Source organism: Halomonas sp. HP20-15 (assembly GCF_033446685.1).
Lineage (GTDB): Bacteria > Pseudomonadota > Gammaproteobacteria > Pseudomonadales > Halomonadaceae > Modicisalibacter.
This window is the reverse complement of record NZ_JAWQLY010000003.1, coordinates 347,173-373,759: the sequence shown is the minus strand read 5'-3', so window position 1 is coordinate 373,759 and position 26,587 is coordinate 347,173. Positions and strand designations below refer to the sequence as shown.

Genomic DNA, 26,587 nt, shown 5'->3' with positions numbered 1-26,587 from the left:
GTTACACCGCAATATACATAATTTACTAATAAACCCTTCCTGGACTTATAACGAACCGAGTCACGCCTAAAAGACCAGCAAAGGGATGGGCAATGAACTTAACGAGAACGCTGCTATGTGCCGCGGCATTATTTGCAGCAAATACGGCACTGGCACAAAACGACCTGGATTCTCAACGAGAATCCTGGGTCATCATGGCGCGCCAGGGGCAACTCGACGAAGCGATCGATGGCCTTTCGCGCCTGTACGAGCAAACCGGTGACCGTGCCGTCCTCGACGACTTGATTGCATTGATGATGCGCGACGGTCGTTACCGGCAAGCATTGGATATCTGTACCGAGTGCAGTGTCGACGACTATTCCAATGTCAGCCTGGAAGCACTGGGCCGGGCCGCCCGCCTGGCCGAGGAATACGAGCGCTCTCAGGAGTTCTACCAGACACTGACATTCCGCGACCCCAACAATGCCCAGGGGTGGCTGGGTATCGCGCTGACCAATATCGATCAAGGTTACTACGAGTCCGCCAACTGGGCCCTGACCCGTTACGAGGAGCGCTTCGGGCGTACCGACGACTGGTTCGAGACACGCGCCTACCTGGCGGCACGCAACGGCAATCCCATCGCAGAGCTGCAGGCTCGTCAGTTGCTCGTCGAACGTCATCCCCGCAATGAAAAAGAAATCAAGGCACTCTATCGCCTGGCCGTCACTCTGGGAGCCCGTAGTGCCGCCGGGCAGCTGATGCAGGAAAATCCCCGGTTCTTTACCGAGTCGGATCGTCTCTGGCTGCGTTATTACGATGCCGTGAGCAAGATACGCCTGGCCGAGAGCACCAATGAAGTCATTCGTACCGAGGCCGGCCTGACCGAGCTGGAGTCGGTTATCGCCACGCAGGACGCCGATCCCGGCCTCGTTCAACGCGCCCAGTACGACAGAGTCGTGGCGCTTGCGACGCTGCGTCGCTTCGAAGAGGCCGAGGCCTTGGCAACGCAACTGGAGGCCCGTTACGGCCCGCTGCCCAATTACGTTCTCGAAGCGCGCGCGGATGCGCTCAGCGGCCTGGGCCGCCCGTACGAGGCAAGCGGCATCTACGCCTCGCTGATCGCTTCCAACCCCGAACTTGCGCGCGACCGGGACCAGCCCCGCTACGAGTCGCTGATCTACGCCTATGCCGATGCCAGCCAGTATGACGAAGCCGAGCAGGTTCTCGGCAAATGGAAAAAGGCCGAGCCTCCCTCACGCTGGGACTTTACCGGCACCCGGCGCATCAGCAATTCCAATTACGAGCGCGTGCGCCATCTTGACGTGATGCTCTCCGCCTGGCGCGGCGACGAGGACGTCGCCTCCGAACGCCTGGAGGCCCTGATCGAGCAAGCCCCGGCCAGCGCTTCGCTGTGGCGCATCAAGGGCGATCTCAGCCGCTGGCGCGGCTGGCCACGTCAGGCCGAAGAAGATTATCAGCGGGCCGCCCAGCTTTCGGCGCCCGATGACCGCAATACCCCTACCTACGGGGTGCTCATGTCGCGCCTGGACCGCGGCGACTGGCACGGCAACGTCGAGACCACCGAGCGGCATATCGAGCAGGACCCACCCAGCGTGTCGCTGGATGGCCTGGCCCGGGAACTGCGCGAGCAGCGCGCCGGCGGACTCAGCGTCAAGGCCACCCATGGCGACAGTACCGGGTCCGGCGTGCAGAGTTCGCGCGATTGGCGCTACGAAACGCTGCTGGAAGCACCGCGCAACGACGCCGGCTCGCGCTTCTTCGCCCAGCGCATCGGGATGTACGGCGAGTACGACGGCGAACCGCTGCATGCCGCTTACACCGCCGCGGGCTACGAGTTCAACCTATACCCCGCCAGCTTGAAGCTGGCGGTCGGCGACGGCGCCCAGCTCAACGAGGACCCGCTTCTTTGGAGCGAACTCAGCTATGCCTTCTCCGATCACTGGACGGGTATTTTCAGCGCCGAGATCAATAGCGACGAGACGCCTCTGCGCGCGCTACGCGATAACGTCTATGCCGATCTTTACCGCCTGGAAGGACGCTACCGGCGAGATGAGTCCGGCACGGGCGGCATCGACCTGGCCTTCATGGACCTGGAAGACGGCAATCTGCGTCGTTCCATCTCGGGCTACTGGACCGAGGAGCTCTACGACCACGACGAGTGGAGCCTCACCGGCCAATTATTCGCCGGCGCCTCGAAGAACGACGAAGTCAAGGCCAGCTACTTCAACCCCAGCCAGGATGCCAGCCTCAGCGGCGAACTCGAGTTCGCCCATGCGCTGCCACTGGGCTATCGGCAGTCCTTCGTACAGGCCCTGACCTTGGGCAGTGGCAGTTACTGGCAGGAAGACTATGGCAGCGAGCCGACCTGGTCGGTGGGCTACCAGCACAGTTGGGAGTTCAAGCCCAACGTCATCTTCGAATACGGCGTTAGCCGCCAAAAATCCGTCTACGACGGCGTTCCCGAATACGGCAATTTCATTACCGCCGGTTTTGAATGGAGATTCCTGTGAGCAAATGGATGGCAGTCCTGCTGGCCTTGTCCCTGGCCATGCCGGCGTTTGCGGCCAAGAATTCAGGCCGCGACCCGGGACGCGATCCCGGCGAGTTCAGCGTTATCAGCTACCACGACGTGGTCGACCTGAAGCAGACCCCGGACATGAAGATCTTTCCGCAGACGATCACCCGCAACTTGCTGATCCAGCATTTCAATTTGTTTGCCGAACTCGGCTACCACCCCGTCAGCTATCAACAGATCCTCGACGCGCGCGCAGGAAAGAAGCCTCTGCCCGACAAGGCCATTTTGCTGACCTTCGACGATGGCTATCGCAGCTTTTACGACATTGTCTACCCATTGCTCAAGCTGTATGGCTACCCCGTCATCACCGCCGTGGTCGGTAGCTGGCTCGACGTGCCGACAGGTCAGCAAGTGCCCTACGGCGAAACGACCCTGCCTCGCGAACGCTTCATGACCTGGGAAGAGTTGCGCGAAATGCAGCAGTCGGACCTGGTCGAAGTCGCCTCGCATACCTACGACCTGCACAAGGGAATCGTTGGCAATCCATTCGGCAACCAGCAACCCGCCGCTACCACGAGCGCTTGGTCGCCCTCCGGCTACGAAAGCGAAAGCCAATACCTCTCGCGCATACGCGACGACATGAACATGACCCGTCAGCGCTTCCAGGACGAGCTGGGCAAGGGGCCGCGCATCATGGTCTGGCCGTATGGCGCCTACAGCAACGCAACATTGAAGCTGGCTGCCGGTGCGGGCATGCCACAAACCTTCAGCCTGCTGGAGCACGTCAATAACGTGAACGAAAGCCCCCGGGAGATGGGGCGCTACCTGATCGACCAGGAAACCTCGCTGGAAACCCTCGAGGAGATTCTGGCCGACCGGACCTGGGAGCGTGGCGTCGAGCGCATCGTCCACGTGGATCTCGACTACATCTACGACGAGGACAAGAAGCAACAGGGACGCAACCTGGATGTGCTGCTCGATCGCATCAAGAAACAGGGCGTGAGCACGGTCTATCTGCAGGCCTATGCCGATGACGATGCCGACGGGGTCGCCGAAGCGCTGTATTTCCCCAACCGCCACATGCCGATGAAGGCCGACCTGTTCAACCGCGTCGCCTGGCAGCTCAAGAAGCGCGCCGGGGTCGAAGTCTATGCCTGGATGCCGATCATGGCGTTCGACCTCGGCAAGGGCCATCAGTACGTCGTCGACTCGCGCCTGGGCAAGACCAATCCGGACTATTACCGGCGCCTTTCGCCCTACGTCGAGGAAAATCGCAAGATCATCAGCGAGATTTACGAGGACCTCGGCCGCATGGCCAAGTTCGATAGCCTGCTGTTCCACGACGATGGGCTAATGAACGATTTCGAGGATGCCAGCCCGGCGGCGCTGCAGTGGTATCAAGACGAATGGAATCTGCCCGGCAGCGTTACGCAGATTCGCCAAAACAGTCAAAAGATGGCCGAGTGGACCCGGCACAAGACGCAGTTTCTGATCGACTTCACCTACGAGTTGCGCAACGCCGCCAACCGCTATCGCCAGTACGACAACCAGCGCTTCTTGATCGCCCGCAACATGTATGCGCCGGTGGTCCTCGAGCCCGAAAGCGAGGCTTGGTTCGCCCAGGATCTAGAAAAATTCGGCCGCTACTACGATTACACCGCCGTCATGGCCATGCCGTACATGGAAGGCGCCAAGGACGCGGATAGCTGGCTGAGACGACTCGCCAACGAAGCCTTGAAGCACGTTCCCGCCGAGCGCCTGGTCTTCGAGCTCCAGGCCACCGACTGGCGTGATCAATCGCCGGTTCCCAGCAAGACGCTGGCGCACTGGATGGAAGTGATTCGTAGCGAAGGCATCTACAACTACGGCTATTATCCCGATGACTTCATCAATGGCCATCCCGATCTCAGCGTACTGCGGCGCAACTTCTCACTGGCGAGCCAGTTGGGTGAGGCGCAATGACCGCAATGGAAACGTTGGCCCTGTTTACCATGGGCTATCCCAGCCTGATGGCCACGGTATGGATCTGCGGCGGCCTTTATTACTTCTTCCATTGGGAGCGCAAGCAGACGCAGCGGCCGGCCTCGGCCACTGACCCCGATGCCCAACGCGTCTCGGTGCTGGTGCCCTGCCACAACGAGGGGGCGAACATCGACGAGACGATCGGCCACCTATTCCGGCAGAACTATCTCAATCTCGAAGTGATCGCCATCAACGACGGCAGCCGCGACGACACCGGCGCTCGCCTGGACGCGCTGGCCCGGCAGTACCCGACGCTGAAAGTGCTTCATCAGGTCAACCAGGGCAAGGCCAGTGCCATGAACAATGGCCTGGCCCACGCCAGCGGCGAGATCGTCGTCGGTATCGACGGCGATGCCGTGCTCGACTACGACGCCGTGACCTGGATGGTGGAACACTTCGTGCGCAGCCCGCGGGTCGGCAGCGTGACCGGCAACCCGCGGGTGCGCACACGCTCCACGGCGATCGGCAAGATCCAGACCGGCGAGTTCTCCTCGATCATCGGCTTGATCAAGCGCGCCCAGCGTATCTACGGCATGGTCTTCACCATCTCCGGGGTGATATGCGCCTTCCGCCGCAGCGCGCTCGAACAGATCGGCGGCTGGAGCACCGACATGATCACCGAGGACATCGATGTCAGTTGGAAGCTGCAGCTATCGGGTTGGCAGGTTCGCTACGAACCCCATGCCATGTGCTGGGTATTGATGCCCGAGACCCTGCGCGGCCTGTTCCGCCAGCGCCTACGCTGGGCGCAGGGCGGCGCCGAGGCCTTCCTGCGCCATTTCGGCAAGGCCATTCGCTGGCGCAATCGCCGTTTCTGGCCGCTACTCGCCGAGTACCTCATCAGCATCGTCTGGTGCTACTCGATGGTCACGCTGATCGTCTTGGGCCTGTTCGACCTGGCGATGGACTTGCCGACCTGGGATGCCGCAGAGGCCATTCTCGACTGGTCAGCGGGCCTGCTGATCGTCCTTTGCCTGCTCCAGTTCTGCGTCAGCTTCTACATCGACAGCCGCTATGACCACTCCATGGCCAACTGCCTGTTCTGGAGCATCTGGTATCCGTTCTTCTACTGGATTCTGAACATGACCACAGCCGTCATCGCATTCCCCAAGGCCGTGGTGCGTCGCCGCGGTCAACACGCCATCTGGCGTAGTCCCGACAGAGGAGAAACCTTCCGTGAATAACCAGCTTGGCACAATGATCATCAGTAACCCCAAACGCCGCGGATTGGGTTACCGCTTCAGGGACATGACCCTGGTACTCGCCACTCTCAGCCTGTGGGGGCTGTTCGGCACCGAGACCTACCTGACGGTGACGAGTGCAGAGTTCCTGGCAGAACAGGCCTACATTCTGTCGTTACTCAAGATAACCGCCATCGACTTTGTCGCCGTGTTCATGATCTTTCATGTCTGGGTGCTCTATGAACGCTTGCTGTTCCGCTTGAGGCTGAAGGCCTGAGGGGGCAGCAATGGCGGCAGCCATGAAGCGTACCGTTCGCATTCATATGGCTACAAAGCAAAGCCTGGCCCTGTCTCGCCCAGGGCCCAGGCTATTAACTCCTTGGAGGAGCAGATTTGACGGCTTCCGAAACTGTGAAAATTACAGACTCATCGCAATCAAATAACGCACTCAATAAAAATAGCGTTCCATATAGCACCCTACCCTTTAGTGAATTTTCTTCAGCATCATCAGCGTCAACTATCAACTGGCTATTGACGCGAGGAAGAAAAATCAGCACTACCCCTTCAACCTATTAATCAGTTTTTTTAAATACAAAAATTTTACCAACATCCAATGAAGCCGACTTCAGGGTTAATCCATTATCTAGCTCTATATCCTACTTGCCCGAAAGACCATTGATGTATAGACATACCGTTTCACTTGCTCCGCCAAGCACACAAAACAACCCCACTCAAGTCTAAACTTTAAGTTTTACACTTTTATTAGTCCTGTCTATGACAACCCTTTTTAACACTACCCCGCACAAGCCACAGGCTTTATCAAGGATGGCATCTCTTTTTCTCCTATCCGGGCGCTCATGACTTGGGTCATCTAGTTCTACAGCATATACAATTCTAAAGTCTTTCTTTTCACAAAGCACATAATCAAAATGCCATTGGGAAAGCTGGCGAAACAGCGATTTATACTCTCTTGTCCAGCTGTGGTGCTTCTTCATGTTCGGCTGGATCAGGTCTACTACACGCACCTGACAAAAAATCCGATAGCGGTCTCCATAGGCTTTTTCAAGCACTTGGTATACTTGACGCTCGGAGGGTGACATTAAGTGCGTGCGGGCAACATAGGCACCGCCTTGGTCCATCAGCTTCTCGGAGTAGTTCCGATCCGATTCGGTAGGCTTCTTCGCCAAATGTTCCGGCAAAACATCACCGGCTTTAAAAGGCCCTCCGTCACCAGCCGCGATAGCGCCACCGCGCCGTGCTCCACGGGCGTCGTTCAGTATCGGTGTGATGCGTTCGAAGAACCCTTTAGAGCGCTGCGGCTTTCGTCCGCGCCTGCGCTGCTTCTTCAGCCAAGGCTTGGCCAGCCTCATGGCCAGCACTAACAACAAGATAGGCCACCAATCGGTCAGAAGCGGTTCAAGCCCCTGCCACAGTGCGGCCACGAATGGATTGCTATCCACCGCGCTACCTCCATCCCTATGCGAACCACTTGCTGATTATTTTTTTGGCTTGTCGGTAGCCGTTCCCGTCGGCTGAACTAAAGAGTTAATTTCGGCCGTTGCCGGCAGCCTGCTAGCATCCCGGCTTCGCAATTGCTAATCGATGGCATGCTTTCAAGCCTACCACAGGCGAGATAAAGACGGATTCCGACGATGGAGGGGAGCCTACTTTCAGGTCCACGTGGGCCTGGATCTCCACGAACTGGAGAATAAGGGTAGGCCTTAAACGCAAAACAGCCGCTTATGAGCGACTGTTTCGAGGTGGTGCCGGCGGTCGGACTCGAACCGACACACTGTCTCCAGCGGCGGATTTTGAATCCGCTGCGTCTACCAATTCCGCCACGCCGGCAGCGGGTCAGAATTATACGGGTCTCGTCGGCGTCGTCAATCGCTGGGCCTGACTTAATCGAGCCTGTCGATTATCATGGTGCGCCTTTGCGGGCGGACCCTGCCGGGAAAGCGTCTTCGTGCATCGCTGCGCCGTCCGCAGACAGGTTTGTCCGTCATCGTCTTGCCACCTTCTCGAGCTTTCACGCAGCCATGCAGCGCGCCGACTTCCATTTCGACCTCCCCGACGAGCTGATCGCCCGCTACCCGAGCGAACAGCGCAGCGATTGCCGCCTGTTGTGCCTGGACGGCGACAGCGGCGCCATCGAGCACCGGCGTTTCCCCGACCTGCTCGAGCGCCTGGCGCCGGGCGATGTGGTGGTGTTCAACGACACCCGGGTAATCCCCGCGCGGCTGCACGGCCAGAAGGCCAGCGGCGGACGCGTCGAGATGCTGCTCGAACGCCCGCTCGACGCCCACCGCGGGCTGGCCCACATCCGTGCCAGCAAGTCGCCCAAGCCAGGTACCGAGTTGATCTTCGAAGGCGACGTGCACGCGGTGGTCGAGGGCCGTCGCGATGCGCTGTTCGAGCTGCGCTTTCTCGGCGAGACGCCGTTGATCGAGCTGCTCGAACGCCACGGCCACATGCCGTTGCCGCCGTACATCGAGCGCGACGACGAACTCGCCGACCGCGAGCGCTACCAGACCGTCTACGCGCGGCGCGACGGTGCGGTGGCCGCGCCCACCGCCGGGCTGCATTTCGACGAGCCGCTGATGGAAGCCATGCGCGAGCGCGGCATCGAGACCGCGTTCGTCACCCTGCACGTGGGCGCGGGCACCTTTCAGCCGGTGCGCGTCGACGACATCCGCGAGCATTCCATGCACAGCGAATGGATCGAGGTCGACGAGACGGTCAGCGAGCAGGTGAGCGCCGCCCGGGCGCGCGGCAACCGGGTGATCGCGGTGGGCACCACCAGCGTGCGCTGCCTGGAAAGCGCCTGTGCCGCCAGCGACGACGGCGAGGTCGCGCCGTTTCGCGGCGAGACCGATATCTTCATCTACCCGGGCTATGCATGGCGCTGCGTCGACGCCCTGGTGACCAACTTTCATCTGCCGGAATCGACCCTGCTGATGCTGGTATCGTCCTTCGCCGGCTACCAGCCGGTCATGGACGCCTACCGCGCCGCGGTCGACGAGCGCTACAGCTTCTTCAGTTACGGCGATGCCATGTTTCTGACACGTAAGCCCTGACCCGCAAGACGCGCTGTGCTCGGTGCGCGGCGTCATCCATCACTTTCGAGAATTTCATGCGTAACGAATGCTTCATGAGTTTCGAGCGCCTGGCCAGCGACGGGCGTGCCCGCCGCGGCCGGCTGACCTTCCCGCGCGGCACGGTGGAAACCCCGGCGTTCATGCCGGTGGGCACCTACGGCACCGTCAAGGGCATGACCCCGCAGAGCGTCGAGGAGATCGGCGCCGAGATCATCCTCGGCAACACCTTTCACCTGTGGCTGCGCCCGGGCACCGAGGTGATCGAGGCCCACGGCGACCTGCACGACTTCGCCCAGTGGGACAAGCCGATCCTCACCGACTCCGGCGGCTTCCAGGTGTTCTCGCTGGGTGCGATGCGCAAGATCACCGAAGAGGGCGTGCATTTCCGCTCGCCGGTCGACGGCGCCAAGGTGTTCATGGGCCCCGAGGAGTCGATGGCGGTCCAGCGCTCGCTGGGCTCGGACATCGTGATGATCTTCGACGAATGCACGCCCTACCCGGCAACCGAAGACGAGGCGCGCCGCTCGATGGAGCTGTCGCTGCGCTGGGCCGAGCGCTCGCGCATCGCCCACGGCGAGTCAAAGTCGGCGCTGTTCGGGATCATCCAGGGCGGTATGTATCCGGAGCTGCGCAAGCGCTCGCTGGAAGGGCTCGAGCGGATCGGCTTCGACGGCCTGGCGATCGGCGGGCTCTCGGTGGGCGAACCCAAGGAGGCGATGATCGAGGTGCTGGATTATCTGCCGACCTGGATGCCCGACGACAAGCCGCGCTACCTGATGGGCGTGGGCAAGCCCGAGGACCTGGTCGAGGGCGTGCGGCGCGGCGTAGACATGTTCGACTGCGTGATGCCGACCCGCAACGGCCGCAACGGTCACCTGTTCACCGCCGAGGGCACGGTCAAGATCCGCAACGCCAAGCATCGTCACGACACGCGTCCGCTCGAGGAGGGCTGCGACTGTTACACCTGTCAGCACTTCTCGCGCGGCTATCTGCATCACCTTGATCGGTGTGGCGAAATGCTTGGTTCGATGCTCAATACCATCCACAATCTGCGCTATTACCAGCGCGTCATGGCTGGTTTGCGCGGTGCTATCGAAGCGGGTACATTGGCGGACTTCGTGAAAATGTTCTATGCACGACGCGGTCTGCCGGTACCCGACGCGCCGCAGTGAGCTAACGACGACCCTTTTTCGGTCGAGGCGGCGCCTCGATCTTGCTTTGCAACTCTCGCAACTCTCCAGGAGATAAAAACCATGCTGGATTTCTTCATTTCACAGGCGCATGCCGAAGGCGGTGCGGCTGCGGGTGGCGGCATCGCCCAGATCGTCATGCTTGTCGGCTTCGTGCTGATCTTCTATTTCCTGCTGTGGCGTCCGCAGTCCAAGCGTGCCAAGCAGCACAAGCAACTGATCGGCAACCTCGACAAGGGTGACGAGATCGTCATCGGCGGCGGCCTGGTCGGTCGAGTCACCAAGGTCAGCGACGAGTTCCTGACCATGGAGATCGCCGAAGGTACCGAGGTCAATGTGCAGAAGAACGCCGTCGCAGCGGTCCTGCCCAAGGGCACGCTGAAGTCCCTCTGATAGTTCCTCACGCTGCCGGCCCTCGCGCCGGCAGCGCTCTTACCGCGTCAGCAACAAGGACAGGGCTTCCATGCTCAACCGTTACCCCCTGTGGAAGTATCTGCTGATACTCGTCGTGCTCGTCGTCGGGTTGATCTACGCCCTACCCAACCTGTACCCCGAAGACCCTGCCGTCCAGATCAGCAGCGCCCGTAGCAACGTCAGCGAGAGCCAGCTCGAGCAAATTCGCGGCGCCCTCAACGACGCCGACATCGCCATCGAACGCATCGAAGACCAGCCCAACGGCGTATTGATCCGCATCGCCGACGGCAGCGACCAGCTCGCAGCCCGCGAGATCATCAGCGGGCTGCTGAACGAGGACTACACGGTAGCCCTCAACCTCGCCGAGTCGACCCCCGCCTGGCTCGAGAGCCTGGGTGCCTCGCCGATGAACCTGGGCCTAGACCTGCGCGGCGGCGTGCATTTCGCCCTCGAGGTCGACATGCAGGCGGCCGTGGAACAACGCCTGGAGGTCAACGCCAGCGCAATGCGCGAGGCTCTGCGCGACGCGCGCATTCGCTACCGCGACACCGCGATCGACGGCAACACTCTGACGATGACCTTCGCCAGTGCCGAGGATCGCAGCGAGGCGCGCGACATCATCAGCCGCGAATTCCCCGACTTCCAGTACCAGACGCCCGACGCCGAGCGCGGCGCGCCGCTGGCGATGACCCTGACCCAGCAGAAGGTCGAAGAGATTCAGGACTATGCGGTCGGGCAGAACCTGACCACCCTGCGCAACCGCGTCAACGAACTGGGCGTGGCCGAGCCGCTGGTCCAGCGCCAGGGCCCCAACCGCATCGTCGTCGAACTACCCGGCGTGCAGGACACCGCCGCCGCCAAGCGCGTGGTGGGCGCCACCGCCAACCTGGAGTTCCGCCTCGCCGCGCGCCCCGACACCCCGGAGTCGGAAACCGAAGAGCTGGCGTTTCGCAACAACGAGCAGCGTACCGCCGAGCTGATGCGCGACGTGATCATCACCGGCGAGAACGTCTCCAACGCCAGCACCAGCTTCGACCAGAACGGCCGCCCGCAGGTCAACATCAACCTCGACGGTACCGGCGGTACTTTGATGAACCGCGCCACGCGCTCCAACATCGGGCGTTCGATGGCGGTGGTCTACATCGACAACAAGACCCGCACCCGCACGGTGATGGAGGATGGCAAGCAGGTCGAAAAGCGCGAGCCCTACGTCGAGCGCGGCATCATCAGCCTGGCGACCATCCAGAGCGCGCTGGGCAACCGCTTTCGCATAACCGGGCTGGACTCGCCCACCGAGGCCCAGGAACTGTCCCTGCTGCTGCGTTCCGGCTCGCTCGCCGCGCCGATGTACTTCGTCGCCGAGCGGACCATCGGGCCGAGCCTCGGCAAGCGCAACATCGAGCAGGGCATACTCTCGGTCGAGATCGGCATGCTGCTGGTGGTGGCGTTCATGCTGATCCGCTACAAGGCGTTCGGCCTGATCGCCAACCTGGCGCTGGCCACCAACCTGGTGCTGCTGGCGGCCGCGCTGTCGATGCTCGGCGCCACCCTGACGCTGCCCGGCATCGCCGGTATCGTGCTCACGCTGGGCATGGCGGTCGATGCCAACGTGCTGATCTTCGAACGCATACGTGAAGAGATACGGGCCAAGATGCCGATCCAGCAGGCGATCCATGCCGGCTACGAACGCGCCTTCACGTCGATCGTCGATGGCAACATCACCACCCTGCTGGTGGCGTTGATCCTGTTCTCGATCGGCACCGGGCCGGTCAAGGGCTTCGCCGTGACCCTGTCGCTGGGCATCCTGACCTCGATGTTCACCGCCATCCTGGTGTCGCGGGCGATCGTCAATCTCTCCATTGGCGGCAAGCCATTGAAGAAACTCTGGATTTAAGGGGCTAACGCGATGCGACAGTTCGACTTCATGGGCAAGCGCCGCCTGGCCTTCATCGCCTCCGGCGCGTTGTTGCTGGTCTCGCTCCTCTCCCTGCTGTTCCAGCAGCTCAACCTGGGGCTGGATTTCACCGGCGGTACGCTGGTCGAGGTTCGCTACGCCACCGCGCCGGCGCTCGAGGCCGTGCGCCAGGCGCTGGAGAGCGCCGGCTTCAGCAACGTCTCGGTACAGACCTTCGGTGCGCCCTCGGAGGTCCTGGTACGCCTGCAGCAGGCCTTCGATCCCGGTGTCGGCCAGCAGGTCACCGACGTGCTACGGCAGAGCGGCGAGAACGTCAGCCTGGTGCGCGCCGAGTTCGTCGGCGCCCAGGTCGGCGATCAGCTGCGCGACCAGAGCGGCCTGGGCATGCTGGTGGCGCTCGGCGTGGTAATGCTCTATGTGGCGCTGCGTTTCCAGTACAAGTTCTCGCTGGGCGCGCTACTGGCGCTGGTCCATGACGTGATCATCGTGCTCGGGGTGTTCTCGCTGTTCCAGATCGACTTCGACCTGACCGTGCTGGCCGCGGTGCTGGCGGTGATCGGCTACTCGCTCAACGACACCATCATCATCTACGACCGGATCCGCGAGAACATCCGCAAGTCGCGCATCGATCACATGCCGACGATCTTCAACGAGGCGATCAACCAGACCCTGTCGCGCACCCTGGCGACCTCCGGCACTACCCTGCTGGTGCTGCTGGCACTGCTGCTGCTGGGCGGCGACATGATCCACAACTTCGCCCTGGCGCTGATCATCGGCGTGGGCGTGGGCACCTACTCGTCGGTCTACGTCGCATCGGCGCTGCTGATCTCGGTCAAGCTGCAGCGCGAGGACCTGATGCCGGCCCAGAAGGAAAACGCCGAGGGCGAAGAAGAGTTGCCCTAAGCGCATCCAAGCATCGGCCAGTCACGACACCCCGCCCCGGCGGGGTGTCGTCGTTTGTGCGCAGGCTCAACCCACGTCGCCGATGCGCAGGCCGTGCTTGCGTAGCTTGCGCACCACGCTGGGCTGGCTGATGCCCAATCGCGCGGCCAGCGTATAGGTGCTGGGCAGCTCGGCGCACAGCGTGGCGAGAATTCCGCGCTCTGTCGCGTCGAGCGCCTGCCGCAGCGTCTGGCCCTCGGCCAGCCCCGCCGGGGCGCTCATCGCCGGGCTGCCGGACGGCTCGGGAGCGGCGCCGGCTGGCGCGGCTGCCGGCGCACCGATCAGCTCGCCGGGACTCGCCAGCCAGGTGCGCTCCATCCAGTTTTCCAGCTCGCGCACGTTGCCCGGCCAGTCGCGGCCCATCAGTTCCGGCCATACGCGGGGGTGCAGCACCTTGGACTGGCCGTAGCGCTGGTTGAGCCGCGCGAGCTGCAGCTCCACCAGCCCCGGAATGTCCTCGCGGCGCTCGCGCAGCGGCGGCAGGGTCACGGGAATGACGTTGAGCCGGTAGTACAAATCGAGGCGAAAGGCGCCGCTCTCGACCCGCGCGGCGAGATCCTGGTTCGAGGCCACCACCAGGCGAAAATCGACCCGTCGCGAGCGGGTGTCGCCCAGCCGGGTGACTTCGCCATCCTGGATCACCTTGAGCAGCTTGCTCTGCATCGATAACGGCAGCTCGCCGATCTCGTCGAGGAACAGCGTGCCGCCATCGGCCATCTCCAGCACCCCGGCCTTGCCCTGGCGGGCCGCACCACTGAACGCCCCGGGCTGATAGCCGAACATCTCGGACTCGAACAGCGCCTCGGGAATCGCCGCGCAATTGACGTCGATGAACGCTCTCTCATGGCGCTCGCTCCAGCGGTGCAGTTGGCGCGCGAAGGCGGTCTTGCCGACCCCCGATTCGCCGAGCATCAGCACCGTGGCGCCGCTGGGCGCGACCCGCTTGAGCAGCAGCGCCACCTCGCGCATCACCCCGCTGCGCGCTTCCAGACTGTCGAGCTCGAGATCGTCGTCCAGCGCGGAGGCCCCGCCGCGCTTCAGGTGCTCGCTGAAGCGCCGCTGCAACAGCGCGTACTCGTCCTGCAGCAGCTGCAGGTCGGTGAGATCCATCGAGCGCGAGACGATGCGCACCAGCACGCCGTCGAGAAATACCGGATGCGCCTCGGCGATCACCCGCCGGCCGGTGCCGGTATGCTGCATCAACTGCGCCGGCTGGCGGGTGCGCATCACCTCCTGGGTCACCGACGGCGACAGCACGCCGCGCTCGACCAGTTGCTGAACGGTGCTCGCGCGCAGCTCCTCGCGGCTCAGGCCGTACACCGCCGCGCTACCGGGGCTGACATCGCGGATGCGGCCGTCGGCATCGACGATGAAGAAGTGGTCGTGGGCGGTCTCGACGATGGTCTCGAGCACCGCGCTGTCGATGTCGCTCATGGCGTTTCCGGTCACTGGCCGATGCGTTTTTGCATCACGATACATGTATGAATCGCAATCGGCCATTTTCAATTCATTAATGAATCATATTGCTGACTCAACCCCGTAACCACGCCGCTGAATGGCTGGCACGGTTCCTGCAATGTCCAGGGTGTGAGCAGTGAGCGACAATAACGCCCGATCTCAGGAGATAGCATGGACAAGCCGAACCTCAACCAGCCGCTGGGCGGCAACGAGATGCCGCGCTTCGGCGGCCCGGCGACGATGATGCGCCTGCCGACCCAGGCCACAGCCGCCGGCCTGGACGCCGCCTTCATCGGCATTCCCATGGACATCGGCACCTCCAATCGTCCGGGCACCCGGCTCGGCCCGCGCCAGATTCGCGACGAGTCGCGCATGCTGCGGCCCTACAACATGGCGACCCGCGCCGCGCCGTTCGACAGCCTGCAGGTGGCCGACATCGGCGACGTGCCGATCAACACCTTCAACCTGCCCAGGAACCTCGACATCATCAGCGGTTTCTACGACGAGGTGCTCGCCCACGGCTGCGTGCCGCTGACGTTGGGCGGCGACCACACCCTGACCTGGCCGATCCTGCGCGCCATCGCCAACAAGCACGGCCCGGTGGGACTGATCCACATCGACGCCCACGCCGACGTCAATCCGCACATGTTCGGCGAGGAGGTCGCCCATGGCTGCCCGTTCCGCCGCGCCCAGGAAGAGGGCCTGCTCGACAGCCGACGGGTGGTCCAGATCGGCCTGCGCGGTACCGGCTACGCCGCCGACGACTTCGACTGGTGTCGCGACCAGGGCTTTCGCGTGGTGCCCGCCGAACAGTGCTGGTACCAGTCGCTGGCACCGCTGATGGCCGAAGTCCGCGAGCAGATGGGCGACGGCCCGGTGTACATCTCGTTCGACATCGACGGCCTCGACCCGTCCGTGGCGCCGGGCACCGGCACCGTCGAGATGGGGGGCCTCACCGCCCAGCAGGGGCTCGAGATCGTCCGCGGCGCCCACGGCCTGAACGTGGTCGGCGGCGACCTGGTCGAGGTTTCGCCGCCTTACGACACCAGCGGCAACACCGCGCTGATGGGCGCCACCCTGCTCTATGAAATGCTCTGCGTCCTGCCGGGCGTCGAGCGCCGCTGATCCACGACGGCGTTGGTCGTGGCCGGCCGACGCTTTCCGATCCGCTTTCCTGATCGACAACAACAATGGGTAACCACCATGTCTTCCACGCAAGCCACGGCCGCAGGCCGTAACGACAGCAACGCACCCCACGGCGGGCGAATCAACCCCCGGGCGCTGATCAAGTTCCTGATCCCCTCGCTGATCGGGATCGGCATGTTCCTGATCCCGTTTTCCACCGGCGACGGCATCAATATCGGCATGGGCATGCTTGCCGACGGGCTCAAGGCGCTGCTGGGCGCCGCGCTGCCGGCGATCGCCGTGGCCGTGCTGTGCCTGTCGGCGCTGCTCACCGCGCTGGTCAAGCTGACCCGGCCGGGCTGGGCCCGCGAGGGCGCGGCCAACGAGCTGTTCGACGTCGCGCCGCTGTGGTTCGCCATGCGCGTGCTCGGCGCCGCGTTCGCGCTGATGACCTATTTCCAGGTCGGCCCGGCCTTCATCATCGCCGACTTCACCGGCGGGGTGATGCTCAACGACCTGGCGCCGGTGCTGCTGACGTTTTTCTTCTTCGCCGCCCTGCTGCTGCCGTTTCTGGTCGATTTCGGCTTCATGGAGTTCATCGGCAGCCTGGTGCGCAAGCCGTTCCGGCTGATCTTCGGCCTGCCGGGGCGCAGCGCCATCGATGCCACCGCCTCGTGGATGGGCTCCGGCACGGTGGGCGTGCTGATCACCACCCAGCAGTACGAACAGGGCTTCTACAACCGCCGCGAGGCCGCGGTGATCGCCACCAACTTCTCGATCGTGTCGATCGCCTTCGCGCTGCTGGTGACCAGCTTCATCGGCATAAACCATCTGTTCGTGCAGTTCTACCTGACCGTGGTGGTCGCCGGGCTGATCGCCGCCGTCGTGGTGCCGCGCCTGCCGCCGCTGTCGCGCAAGCCGAACAGCTATTACGAGCCGGTGGGCTGCCGGCTCGATGAAGAGAACACCCGCCAGGTGGGGGTGCTGCGCTTCAGCCTCGGTCAGGCCGTGGCGCGCGCCGAAACGGCCCCGGGTCCGCGTGCCCTGACGCGCAGCGCGATACTCAACGTCGCCGACATCTTCCTCGGCCTGCTGCCGCTGGTAGTGGCGATCGGCACCGTGGCACTGATCCTGGCCGAGTTCACGCCGCTGTTCACCTGGCTCTCCTATCCGATGGTGCCGGTGCTCGAATGGCTGCGCATTCCCGAGGCCCAGGCTGCCGCGCCGGCGACCCTGGTGGGCTTTGCCGACATGTTCCTGCCGGCGGTGCTGGCCAAGGACATCGACAGCGAGCTGACACGTTTCGTGATCGCCTGCCTGTCCTTGACCCAGTTGATCTACATGTCCGAAATCGGCGCGCTGCTGCTGAAATCCAAGATCCCGCTCAAGCTCTGGGAACTGGTGGCGATCTTCCTGCTGCGTACGGCGATCACCCTGCCGATCATCGCCTTCATCGCGCACACCTTCGTGTTCTGAAGCGAAGCGACGAGCCACGCGCCTCGGGCCGCGAGCCAAACCGCTCGAAGCCCGAAGCCCAAAGCCCAAAGCCAAAGGATAAACAATGACCTGCGCCGAACTGCTGATCCGCCTGCTGCGCGAGCGCTACGCCGTCGACACCGTGTTCGGCATCCCCGGCGTGCACACCGTCGAGTTGTATCGCGGCCTCGAAGGTCAGGCGATCCGTCACGTCACCCCGCGCCACGAACAGGGCGCCGGGTTCATGGCCGACGGCTACGCCCGCGCCAGCGGCAAGCCCGGGGTCTGCCTGATCATCACCGGCCCGGGGATGACCAACATCGCCACCGCGATGGGCCAGGCGCTGGCCGATTCTGTGCCGATGCTGGTGATCTCCAGCGTCAATCGCCGCGACACCCTGGGGCGTGGCCAGGGGCGCCTGCACGAACTGCCCAGCCAGCAGCAGACACTTTCTGGGGTGGCACGCTTCAGCCATACCCTGCTCGATCCCAGCGCGCTACCCGAGGTGCTGGCGCGCGCGTTCGCGGTGTTCTCCTCGGCACGCCCGGGGCCGGTGCATATCGAGATCCCCATCGACCTGTTCGCCGCGCCGGTAACGCCGCCCGCGCAGTGGGCCGGGGCGCGGCTGTATCGCCCGGCGCCCGACCCGGCCGGACTCGCCGAGGCCGCCGCGTGGCTGCGCGAGGCCGAGCGTCCGCTGGTGCTGCTCGGCGGCGGCTGCGTGGAGGCCGCCGAGGCCGCAAGGAACCTCGTCGAACGCCTCGACGCGCCGTGCGCCACCACCATCAACGCCAAGGGCCTGCTGGGCCGCGACCATCCACTCGATCTGGGCGCCAACACCGCGTTGCCGGCGACGCGCGAGCTCGCCCGCGAGGCGGACGTGATCCTCGCCGTGGGCACCGAGCTCGGCGAGACCGACTACGACGTAGTGTTCGACGACGGCTTCGCGCTGACCGCGCGACTGATCCGCATCGACATCGATGCCGAGCAGCTGGTGCGCAACCAGGCCACCGCGCTAGGGCTGGTCGGCGACGCCGGCCGGGCGCTGGAACTGCTGCTCGAGCACTTCCCCACGCCACTGATACGCGACGGTAGCCGGCGAACGCGACAGACGCACGAGGCGCTCGCATTGGAGAGCGATCCCACGCTGGCGCCCTTCGTGCCGCTGTTCGCCACGCTGCGCGAAGCCCTGCCCGAGGCAGTGCTGGTCGGCGATTCCACCGCCCCGGTCTACGCCGCCAATCACCTGGTCTCGCAGCCAGCGCCGCGGCGCTTCTTCAACGCCTCGACCGGCTACGGCACGCTCGGCTACGGCCTGCCGGCAGCGCTCGGCGCGGCGCTGGCCCGCCCCGAACTGCCGGTAGTCGCGCTGGTCGGCGACGGTGGCGTGATGTTCACGCTCTCCGAGTTGGCCACCGCGGTGGAGGAGCGCCTACCGGTGGTCGTGCTCTTGTGGCACAACGCCGGCTACGAGGAGATCCGCCGCTACATGGATGCCCACGGCGTCGCCCGCCTGGGCGTCGACCTGCAGGCCCCCGACTTCCAGCAACTGGCCGGCGGCTTCGGTTGCGCGGCGAGCCGTGTCGGCAGTCCATATGAATTAGCCACGGCGCTGGCCAACCGGCCAAGCGGCGCTCCCTACCTGATCGAGATCGATGCCTGCGCCTGGCAGTCGGCCCTCGATCGCTGAGCCTTGCTATCGGGAACAGGACACAATCACGACACCACCGAGGACATAACAACAATGGCACATTCAACGACCCCGGCCTTCGGCCAGGACACCCTCGACGCGGTCAGCGGCGAACGCAGCCTGGGTTTTCCCGGCACCTTCGCGCTGTGGCTGGGTGCCAACGTGGTGGTCACCACGATTCTCACCGGCATGCTGCTGGTGCCGAGCCTTAACTTCCTGCACGCCATGACGCTGGTACTGCTGGGTTCGGCGATCGGTATCGTTCCGCTGGTGCTGATCGGCGCCATGGGTCAGCGCACCGGATTGACCACCATGGTGCTGTCGCGAGGCACCTTCGGTCGCGTCGGCGCCGGCTTCCCGGCCATCGTCAACCTGCTGGCGCTGATCGCCTGGAGCTGGATCCAGGCGCTGCTGGCCGGCATGAGCCTCGACTATGCGGTGGAAAGCCTGACCGGCTACTCCAATGTGGCGCTGTTCACGGTGCTCTGCGAAGGGCTGGTGGTGCTGATCGCACTACGTGGCCACCTGGGCATCGAGACCGCCGAGAAGCTGGCGGCGGTGCTGATGCTGGTTCTTTCAGTCGTGGTGGTGTTCGCGCTGGCTTCGAATTACGACCTGTCGAGCGTCACCGAACTGGCCGCGAGCGGCGGCCTGGGTAGCGGCGTGGCGTTCGACATCGTGGTGGCCACGGCGTTCTCGTGGATCCCGCTGGCCGCCGACTACAACCGCCACTGCAAGAGCCTGCGCGCGGCGGTCATCGGCACCTGGAGCGGCTACGTGGTCGCCACGCTGGTCGCCATGGGCCTGGGCGCCAGCGTCTCGGCGCTGTCGGTGGCGATCGGCTTCCCGCAGACCTACGACCCCACCCAACTGCTCAGCGGGTTCGGCTTCGGCCTGCCGGCGGCGCTGGTAATCTTCTTCTCGGTGCTGACCACCAACGTGATGTGCGTCTACAGCGCCACGCTCTCCTACATGAGCGTGCGTCCGCGCACGCCGTTCTGGAAGCCGGCGCTGGTGATCGGCATCGTCAGCGTGCTGGGCTCACTGATCCCCGGCATCCTCGACCAATTCCAGACCTTCCTGTTGATCATCGGCAGCGTGTTCATCCCGGCCTTCTCGCTGATGATCGTCGACTACTATCTGCTGGGCCGCGAGCGTTACAGCGCCGCCCGCCTGCTTGGCGATGCCGGAGCGTTGCCCGCCATCAATCCGCTGGCCTTCGTCTGCTACCTGGCCGGCGCCGCCCTGGCCTACTACTGGAATTGGGTCTCACCGCTGGACTTCGGCGCCTCACTACCGGTGTTCCTGCTCACCGGCGCGTTCTACTATGTCGCCAGCCTGGGTCTACGCCGTAGGGGATACGCCACGCCATGAACCTGACACGCACAACCGCCGCGCAGTGGTATCGCACCACGCCGCACGCCGATGCCATCACACTGATCGACGAACCGGCGATCAAGCCCTTCTACCGCTGCAATATCTGGCACGTACGCGGCCGCGATCGCGACCTGCTGGTGGATTTCGGCCTCGGCGCGGTGCCCCTGCGCCGTCATGTGCCGCTGGTCGCCGAACGCGACCTAGTGGCCGTCGCCAGTCACACCCACTTCGACCACATTGGCGCCGCGCATGAGTTCGAGTGCTGTCACGTGCATGCCGCCGAGGCTGACATTCTGGCCAGCCCCGACAATGCACGCACCCTGGCCGACGACTTTCTCGGTGAGGCGATGTTCGATGCCCTGCCGCCCGCACCGTTCGAATACCACAGCTACCGCATCGACCCGCCGCGGCGCATCGCTGCTCTCGAGGACGGCGATTGCTTCGATCTCGGAGACCGGCGTTTCGAGGTCATCCATACCCCTGGTCACTCGCCCGGTGGTATCGCCCTATGGGAAGCCGCCAGCGCGACCCTGATCGCCGGCGATATCATCTACGACGGGCCGCTGATCGAGGATCTCTGGCACAGTGATCTCGACGACTACGCCGCCAGTCTGCGGCGGCTGCGACAGCTGCCCGTACGCACCGTGCACGGCGGTCACTTCCCGAGCTTTTCGGGGACCCACCTGCATGCGCTGATCGATACCTGGCTGCGCAACCACGACCTGTGAGGAATCCCATGCAACAACTCGACAAGCAATTCATCGACAACCGCTGGGTGGCCTCTAACGGCAGCCGCCGCCTGGCAGTGGGCAACCCCTACACCGAGCAGAGCCTCGCCGAGGTGACCGCCGGCGACAGCAGCGACGTCGATGCCGCCGTCGCCGCGGCGCGCCGCGCGCTACCCGCCTGGCGGGCGCTGTCGGGTGCCGAGCGCGCGCGTTACCTGGACGGCTTCGCCGAGGCGCTGACCCGGCGCCGCGATGAACTCGTACGGCTGTCGTCGACCAACAACGGCAAGGCGCTGGCCGAGGCGGGCATCGACCTGGACGACGCCATCGACTGCTATCGCTACTACGCTGGCCAGGCGCGCGCGCTCGATGCCCACCAGGGGCAGCCGGTGGCGCTGGAGATGGACGGCCTCGAAGCCGCCTGCTATTTCGACCCGGTGGGCGTGGTCGGACTGATCACGCCGTGGAACTTCCCGCTGGTGACCAGCGCCTGGAAGCTCGCCCCCGCCCTGGCCGCCGGCTGCACGGTGGTCTTCAAGCCTTCGGAGGTCACCCCGCTGCCCGAGCAGGCGCTGGCCGAGATCGCCGAGGAGATCGGCCTGCCCGCCGGGGTGTTCAACCTGGTGCACGGCGATGGCGAGGGCGTCGGCGCGCCGCTCAGCGCCCATCGCGGCGTCGACAAGATTTCCTTTACCGGCAGCAACCGGGTCGGCGAGACGGTGATGCGCGCCGCCGCCGAGGGCAGCCGCGGCATTTCGCTGGAGCTCGGCGGCAAGTCGCCGATCCTGGTGATGGACGACGCCGACGTCGACGAGGCCGCCGACTACGTGATGGCCGGATTGTATTTCAACGCCGGCCAGATCTGCTCGGCGACCTCGCGGCTGCTGGTCCACGCGTCGCTCGCCGAGCCGCTCTATCAGGCGCTGGCCGAGCGCATCGACGCGCTGGTTCTCGGCGACCCGCTGGACGCCGCGACGACCCAGGGGCCCATGGCCAGCGCCCGCCAGCGCGACGCGGTGCGCGGCTACCTGGCGCTCGCCGCCGAGGAAGGTTTGCGTGTAGTACGCGACGCCAGCCATCGCACCCTGCCGGAACAGGGCTATTTCATCGCCCCGACACTGTATCGCGACGTGCCCGTCGAGAGCCGGCTGTGGCGCGAGGAGATCTTCGGCCCGGTGCTCTGCGCGCGCAGCGTCGCCGACGAAGCCGAGGCCATCGAACTGGCCAACGACAGCGAGTTCGGCCTCGCCGCCACGGTGGTCAGCGGCGACGCCGAGCGCGCCCGGCGCATCGGCCGGCAACTGCAGGCCGGCAGCGTATGGTTCAACAGCGAGCAACTGGCACCGCCGCAGGCCGCCTGGGGCGGCTACAAGTGCAGCGGCATCGGCCGCGAACTAGGGCCCTGGGGGCTGGCCAGCTATCAGGAGGTCAAGCACTTGATCGGACCGGCAGGAAGCGGTCCGGCCGGGAACGGTCCGGCCGGGAACGGCTCGGAGCAGCTGTCGACAAGCTGCTGAGCAGATCCAGGCCCTTGAAATCCGGCATGTCGGTCGTGATGCGTCACCCACCGACATGCCTTATTACCGGGGCTTGGCGATTTCATCACCGGCCTCTTCCAGCCATGCGGCCGAGGGTTCCGTCGCGACGCACGAGCGCATGCCATAAAAGCGCCATCCCCGCATGCCCGATGATCAGCGCCAGCAGCGTCCAGCCCAACCAGGCGTGCCACTGCCGCGCCAGCAGCATCTGATCGACATGAGAGCTGCCGCCCTTGAAAAGCGGTATTCCCAGCGGGGCGAACGGCTGGCCGCTGAGCCAGGTCATGTAAAGGCCCAGCGCCGGCATCGCCAACATCAGAAGATAGAGCAGCAGATGCGAGCAGGCCGCCAACCGCGCCAGCAGGCCGCGGTGCGGCGGCCTGCGGGGTAGATTGAACAGTGCCCATGAAGCACGCAGCGCGATCAGCCCCATCAGCAGCGTTCCCAGCGGCCGGTGAGTGGAGATCCACAGCTGAACCCACGCTTCGGGGCCCACCAGCGCTCGCGTTGCCATGCCACCTAGCTGCCAGAGCAACAGGACGCCGATCCCCCAGTGCAGCCAGCGACTGATAGAACCATAGCGGTCAGGCGTATCCCGCCATTGTTGCCGAAGCATCGACCCTCCTTTTGTTTGCCAGTGGCTCAGTACCAGGCGCGCAGCCCCATTACCAGCGCCGTGGTCGACTCATCATGGTCGTAATCACGCTCGTGGCTAATCCCCACATAGGGCGCGAACTCACGCCTCAGCTCATAGCGTAGCCGCAGGCCCGCTTCGCTGCGGTTCATGCCGCGCTCAGTGTCGTACCTCGGCACATCCTGCAGCGAGGCGGCAAGCGCCAACCGCGGCTGCAGAATCAGTCGCTGGGTAAGCAGCATTTCGTACTCGAACTCGGCGCTGGCGCTGATATCGCCCTCATCGCTGATGTAGAGCGCGGTGTCGGTCTCCAGCAGCAGCGGGGCCAGCCCTTGCAGGCCCACCACCGCGAAGCGCCGATCGGGGTCGGGATTGAAAGACTGGCGCACGCCCGCCTGCAGGTTCCAGAAAGGCGAGATCATTCGGCTGTAGAGCAACTGCAGATCACTGCTGTCAGGCCCGCCGCCGCTGATCGGCCCCTCGCCCTCGCTTTTCCACCAGAAGCGGTTTTCATCGCTGCCGAGCCAGCCCTGGGCGTCCCATAGCCAGGCATTGGACGCGCCGAAACTATCGCGGTATTCGAACCGGTCGATGAGGATCTGACTGAACAGCGCGTCGTCGTGTACCGGTTCGGGCCAGTCGGCGGGCGAGCCGCTGTGAACGCTGCGAGGAGCATCGGGAATCACCTCATCGATGCCGGCGCGACCGGGCGGTTCAGCGACAGCAGCGACGGGGAGCCAGAGGACGACGCTCAGCCATGCGCCACGGCAGATGGCTACAGGGTCAGGCATGCTCGAACGCCTCCGCCGGTGCCACCCGCACGACCCGGAACATGCCGGCATCCATGTGGTAGAGCAGATGGCAGTGCAAGGCCCAGCGTCCCGGTTCGTCGGCAGTCAGCAGCAGCGAGACTCGCGAAGCGGGCAGTACGTTGAGGGTATGCTTGAAGGGCAACCGGTCCCCCTGGCCATTCTCCAGCTCCATGAACATGCCATGCAGGTGGATTGGGTGCTCCATCATGGTGTCGTTGACCAGCACCAGGCGGATGCGCTCCCCAAGCACGATATCGATCGGTTCGGAATCGGAGTACTTCACACCCTCGAACGACCACATATAGCGTGCCATGTTGCCAGTCAAATGCAGCTCGATGGTGCGCGACGGCGGACGCCGATCACGCATCGGCGCGACGTTGCGCAGTTGGCTGTAGGTGAGGACGCGATGCTCGACGTCTTCAAGGCCCGTGCCACGCTCGCCGAGGCGATTGCGCGACACCTCGGCGACGTTGATGTTTCCTGAACCGTGGCCGCCGGGTGCGTGGCTCGCCACTGCCGGCCCGGTGGCGACTCCCATGGCGCCATGCCCGGCAGCGCCATGACCCATATCGGCCATGCCGTCATGATCCATGCTCCGGTTCGCGTCGCCGTGGCCCATGCCGGCCATGGCGCCAGGATCCATACCTTCCTGGCTCGCGTCGCCGTGGCCCATGCCGGCCATGGCACCGTGATCCATGCCCATGTCCCTCATGGTGCGCCGGGGAGGCTCCCTGAGCGTCGGCACCGCCGCGCGCATGCCCGCGCGGGGCGCCAGGGTACCCAGGGCGTAACCGCTGCGATCCATCGATTCCGCCATCAGCGTGTAAGCCCTGTCGGCCCGTGGCTCGACGATCACATCGAAGGTCTCCGCCACCCCGATCTGGAACTCGTCGGTCTCGACTGGCTCCAGCTCCTCGCCATCGGTTCCCACCACGGTCATCGCCAGCCCCGGAATGCGGAAGTTGAAATGGGTCATCGCCGAGGCGTTGATCACCCGCAGTCGCACCCGCTCGCCGGGCTGAAACAGCCCCTCCCAACCCACCGCCGGGTGGCAACCGTTCATCAGATAGGTGTAGGTCGCGCCGGTGACGTCGGCGATATCGGTGGGCGCCATGCGCATTCGGTTCCAGGCCAGCCGATCGCCCAGCGTTGTCGTCAGGCCACGTTTTTGTACATCCTCGAAAAAATCGCCCACCGTGCGCTGATCGAGGTTGTAATACTCGCCGGAGCTTTTCAGCCGCGCCATCAGCCGGTGCGGATTTTCGAAGGTCCAGTCGTTGAGCAGGACCACGTAGTCGCGGTCCACAGGGATTCGCGGCGGTTCGGCCGGGTGGATTACCAGCGGCCCGGTCAGGCCGATCTGCTCCTGCATGCCGGAGTGGCTGTGATACCAGTAGGTGCCGCTCTGACGCACCGGAAAACGCACACCGAACGTTTCGCCCGGTGCGATACCGGGGAAAGAGACACCCGGCACGCCGTCCAGTTGGAAGGGCAGCAACAGACCGTGCCAGTGAATCGAAGTGTCCTCGTCGAGATGATTGTGCACCCTAAGCCATGCCTCCTGCCCCTGCCAAAGCTCGATCAGCGGCGCCGGAATGGCATGATTGAGAGTAATGCCACTGGCGTGGCCGCCGGCGATGGCGACCCGCTCACGACGCACGGCGAGATCCAGCGAGACCGGCTGCGGAGTGCCACCCGGCACCCGCGCGGCCAGTCTTGCCTGCGAGGAGAGCGCCTCGCCGCGGGCGTAACCCGGCAGCAGTGTCTCCAGCCCCGCCAGCGCGCCAGTACCGGCCAGCGCAAAAAGAAAACGCCGGCGATCGCTATCCATCGAACGGGGTTTCACGAAGTTCGGCTCCCGAAGGCTTGGCGGCGAAGGGTCATGATCTATGCGTCCGCATTCAGGATGACCGTGCCCTTCATGCCCGCCTTATAGTGGCCGGGAATGAAGCAGGCATATTCGATGCGCTCGCCCTGCTCGGGGGCGGTCCAGACCAGTGTTTCGGTCTCGCCGGGCGCCACCGTGACGGAAGCGCCTTGCATCCCCCCGTGATTTGACATCCCGCCATGACCTGACATGTCGCCGTGGTGATCGCCCATCGTGTCGCCCTGGGTGTCGCCGCCGTGATGTCCACCGCCCTGCTGCATCATCTCCCGGTGCATCCGCTGCATGCGTTCACTGCCGATCGAGAATTCATGTTTGATCATGGCCGTGTTTTCGATGCGAAAGCGCACCGTCGTACCCGGTGCGATCTGCAGCTCATCAGGGTCGAACCACATGCTGCCGGCCTTGATCTCAATGGTACGTGAGGGTTCCGGTGTATCGCCGCCGTGACCGTGCCCGGCATCAGCCAGTGCCGAAGTGCTGAGGGCGGCGAAGGTGAAAAGCGTCAACAAAAACCTCATGGCAAACCTCCAATGGATGAAAGGTGGGGTCGCGACGGTGCCGCCCTTCCCCGGGGAAGTCGAAAG

General features: G+C 64.2%; 21 protein-coding genes and 1 tRNA gene. 15 read left to right on the top strand and 7 right to left on the bottom strand.

Going from position 1 to position 26,587, the window contains the following annotated elements; all coding sequences use genetic code 11:
• Window positions 1–92 precede the first annotated feature (92 nt).
• The 4 genes from pgaA to R6258_RS06365 are packed head-to-tail and all read left to right on the top strand — an operon-like array spanning window position 93 to window position 5,995.
• Entirely contained in the window at window positions 93–2,510 is a 2,418-nt protein-coding gene (gene pgaA / locus R6258_RS06380) for a poly-beta-1,6 N-acetyl-D-glucosamine export porin PgaA (RefSeq protein WP_318448727.1), read from the top strand.
• Window positions 2,507–4,477, top strand: a complete 1,971-nt coding sequence (gene pgaB, locus R6258_RS06375) for a poly-beta-1,6-N-acetyl-D-glucosamine N-deacetylase PgaB (protein ID WP_318448724.1) — start codon at window positions 2,507–2,509, stop codon at window positions 4,475–4,477. Before pgaA ends, pgaB begins: the two co-directional genes overlap by 4 nt.
• Window positions 4,474–5,721 carry a poly-beta-1,6-N-acetyl-D-glucosamine synthase gene (pgaC, locus tag R6258_RS06370; RefSeq protein WP_318448722.1) on the top strand — a complete coding sequence of 416 codons (1,248 nt, stop codon included), beginning with the start codon at window positions 4,474–4,476 and terminating at the stop codon, window positions 5,719–5,721. Before pgaB ends, pgaC begins: the two co-directional genes overlap by 4 nt.
• Window positions 5,714–5,995 carry a hypothetical protein gene (locus tag R6258_RS06365; RefSeq protein WP_318448719.1) on the top strand — a complete coding sequence of 94 codons (282 nt, stop codon included), beginning with the start codon at window positions 5,714–5,716 and terminating at the stop codon, window positions 5,993–5,995. Before pgaC ends, R6258_RS06365 begins: the two co-directional genes overlap by 8 nt.
• A gap of 460 nt (window positions 5,996–6,455) precedes the next feature.
• Here the strand turns inward: R6258_RS06365 and R6258_RS06360 are convergent, their stop codons facing one another.
• Window positions 6,456–7,178 carry a DUF2726 domain-containing protein gene (locus R6258_RS06360; protein WP_318448716.1) on the bottom strand — a complete coding sequence of 241 codons (723 nt, stop codon included), beginning with the start codon at window positions 7,176–7,178 and terminating at the stop codon, window positions 6,456–6,458.
• Window positions 7,179–7,479: 301 nt separating this feature from the next.
• A tRNA-Leu gene (locus R6258_RS06355) sits at window positions 7,480–7,566 on the bottom strand.
• A 191-nt stretch (window positions 7,567–7,757) separates the two neighbouring features.
• On the opposite strand from R6258_RS06355, the gene queA reads away from it, so the two are divergent.
• From queA to secF, 5 genes are all read left to right on the top strand, one after another.
• Window positions 7,758–8,795, top strand: a complete 1,038-nt coding sequence (gene queA / locus R6258_RS06350; protein ID WP_318448714.1) for a tRNA preQ1(34) S-adenosylmethionine ribosyltransferase-isomerase QueA — start codon at window positions 7,758–7,760, stop codon at window positions 8,793–8,795.
• A gap of 56 nt (window positions 8,796–8,851) precedes the next feature.
• A complete protein-coding gene (gene tgt, locus R6258_RS06345; RefSeq protein WP_412176357.1) occupies window positions 8,852–9,988 on the top strand; it encodes a tRNA guanosine(34) transglycosylase Tgt in 1,137 nt (378 codons plus the stop codon).
• A gap of 81 nt (window positions 9,989–10,069) precedes the next feature.
• On the top strand, window positions 10,070–10,399 hold the full coding sequence (gene yajC, locus R6258_RS06340) for a preprotein translocase subunit YajC (RefSeq protein WP_318448709.1): 330 nt from the start codon (window positions 10,070–10,072) through the stop codon (window positions 10,397–10,399).
• Between the two features lie 70 nt (window positions 10,400–10,469).
• Window positions 10,470–12,314: a protein translocase subunit SecD gene (gene secD, locus R6258_RS06335; protein ID WP_318448707.1), complete on the top strand. Its 1,845-nt coding sequence runs from the start codon at window positions 10,470–10,472 to the stop codon at window positions 12,312–12,314.
• A gap of 12 nt (window positions 12,315–12,326) precedes the next feature.
• Window positions 12,327–13,238, top strand: coding sequence for a protein translocase subunit SecF (secF, locus tag R6258_RS06330; protein ID WP_318448705.1), 912 nt, complete (start codon window positions 12,327–12,329; stop codon window positions 13,236–13,238).
• A 66-nt stretch (window positions 13,239–13,304) separates the two neighbouring features.
• Here secF and R6258_RS06325 read toward each other — a convergent pair whose 3' ends face one another.
• On the bottom strand, window positions 13,305–14,711 hold the full coding sequence (locus R6258_RS06325; RefSeq protein ID WP_318448703.1) for a sigma-54 interaction domain-containing protein: 1,407 nt from the start codon (window positions 14,709–14,711) through the stop codon (window positions 13,305–13,307).
• A 195-nt stretch (window positions 14,712–14,906) separates the two neighbouring features.
• Between R6258_RS06325 and speB the strand changes: the two genes are divergently transcribed.
• The 6 genes from speB to R6258_RS06295 all read left to right on the top strand — a co-directional run bounded on the left by speB (window position 14,907) and on the right by R6258_RS06295 (window position 22,648).
• Window positions 14,907–15,860, top strand: a complete 954-nt coding sequence (gene speB, locus R6258_RS06320; RefSeq protein ID WP_318448701.1) for an agmatinase — start codon at window positions 14,907–14,909, stop codon at window positions 15,858–15,860.
• A gap of 78 nt (window positions 15,861–15,938) precedes the next feature.
• Window positions 15,939–17,336, top strand: a complete 1,398-nt coding sequence (locus tag R6258_RS06315; RefSeq protein WP_318448699.1) for a YjiH family protein — start codon at window positions 15,939–15,941, stop codon at window positions 17,334–17,336.
• Between the two features lie 85 nt (window positions 17,337–17,421).
• A complete protein-coding gene (locus R6258_RS06310) occupies window positions 17,422–19,026 on the top strand; it encodes a 5-guanidino-2-oxopentanoate decarboxylase (RefSeq protein WP_318448697.1) in 1,605 nt (534 codons plus the stop codon).
• Between the two features lie 54 nt (window positions 19,027–19,080).
• Complete coding sequence (locus R6258_RS06305; protein ID WP_318448695.1) at window positions 19,081–20,400, top strand: purine-cytosine permease family protein; 1,320 nt, start codon at window positions 19,081–19,083, stop codon at window positions 20,398–20,400.
• Window positions 20,397–21,131 (top strand): MBL fold metallo-hydrolase, encoded by a 735-nt coding sequence (locus R6258_RS06300; protein ID WP_318448693.1) that lies wholly within the window; start codon window positions 20,397–20,399, stop codon window positions 21,129–21,131. Before R6258_RS06305 ends, R6258_RS06300 begins: the two co-directional genes overlap by 4 nt.
• Window positions 21,132–21,139: 8 nt before the next feature.
• Complete coding sequence (locus R6258_RS06295; RefSeq protein WP_318448692.1) at window positions 21,140–22,648, top strand: aldehyde dehydrogenase family protein; 1,509 nt, start codon at window positions 21,140–21,142, stop codon at window positions 22,646–22,648.
• An 85-nt stretch (window positions 22,649–22,733) separates the two neighbouring features.
• On the opposite strand, the gene R6258_RS06290 is transcribed toward R6258_RS06295, so the two are convergent.
• The 4 genes from R6258_RS06290 to R6258_RS06275 are packed head-to-tail and all read right to left on the bottom strand — an operon-like array spanning window position 22,734 to window position 26,521.
• Entirely contained in the window at window positions 22,734–23,285 is a 552-nt protein-coding gene (locus R6258_RS06290; protein ID WP_318448691.1) for a cytochrome b, read from the bottom strand.
• Window positions 23,286–23,311: 26 nt separating this feature from the next.
• Window positions 23,312–24,094 (bottom strand): copper resistance protein B, encoded by a 783-nt coding sequence (locus tag R6258_RS06285; protein ID WP_318448690.1) that lies wholly within the window; start codon window positions 24,092–24,094, stop codon window positions 23,312–23,314.
• A complete protein-coding gene (locus R6258_RS06280) occupies window positions 24,087–25,946 on the bottom strand; it encodes a copper resistance system multicopper oxidase (RefSeq protein WP_412176358.1) in 1,860 nt (619 codons plus the stop codon). The genes R6258_RS06285 and R6258_RS06280 overlap by 8 nt, the downstream gene beginning before the upstream one ends.
• Before the next feature lie 56 nt (window positions 25,947–26,002).
• Complete coding sequence (locus R6258_RS06275) at window positions 26,003–26,521, bottom strand: plastocyanin/azurin family copper-binding protein (RefSeq protein ID WP_318448687.1); 519 nt, start codon at window positions 26,519–26,521, stop codon at window positions 26,003–26,005.
• Between the last annotated feature and the right edge of the window lie 66 nt (window positions 26,522–26,587).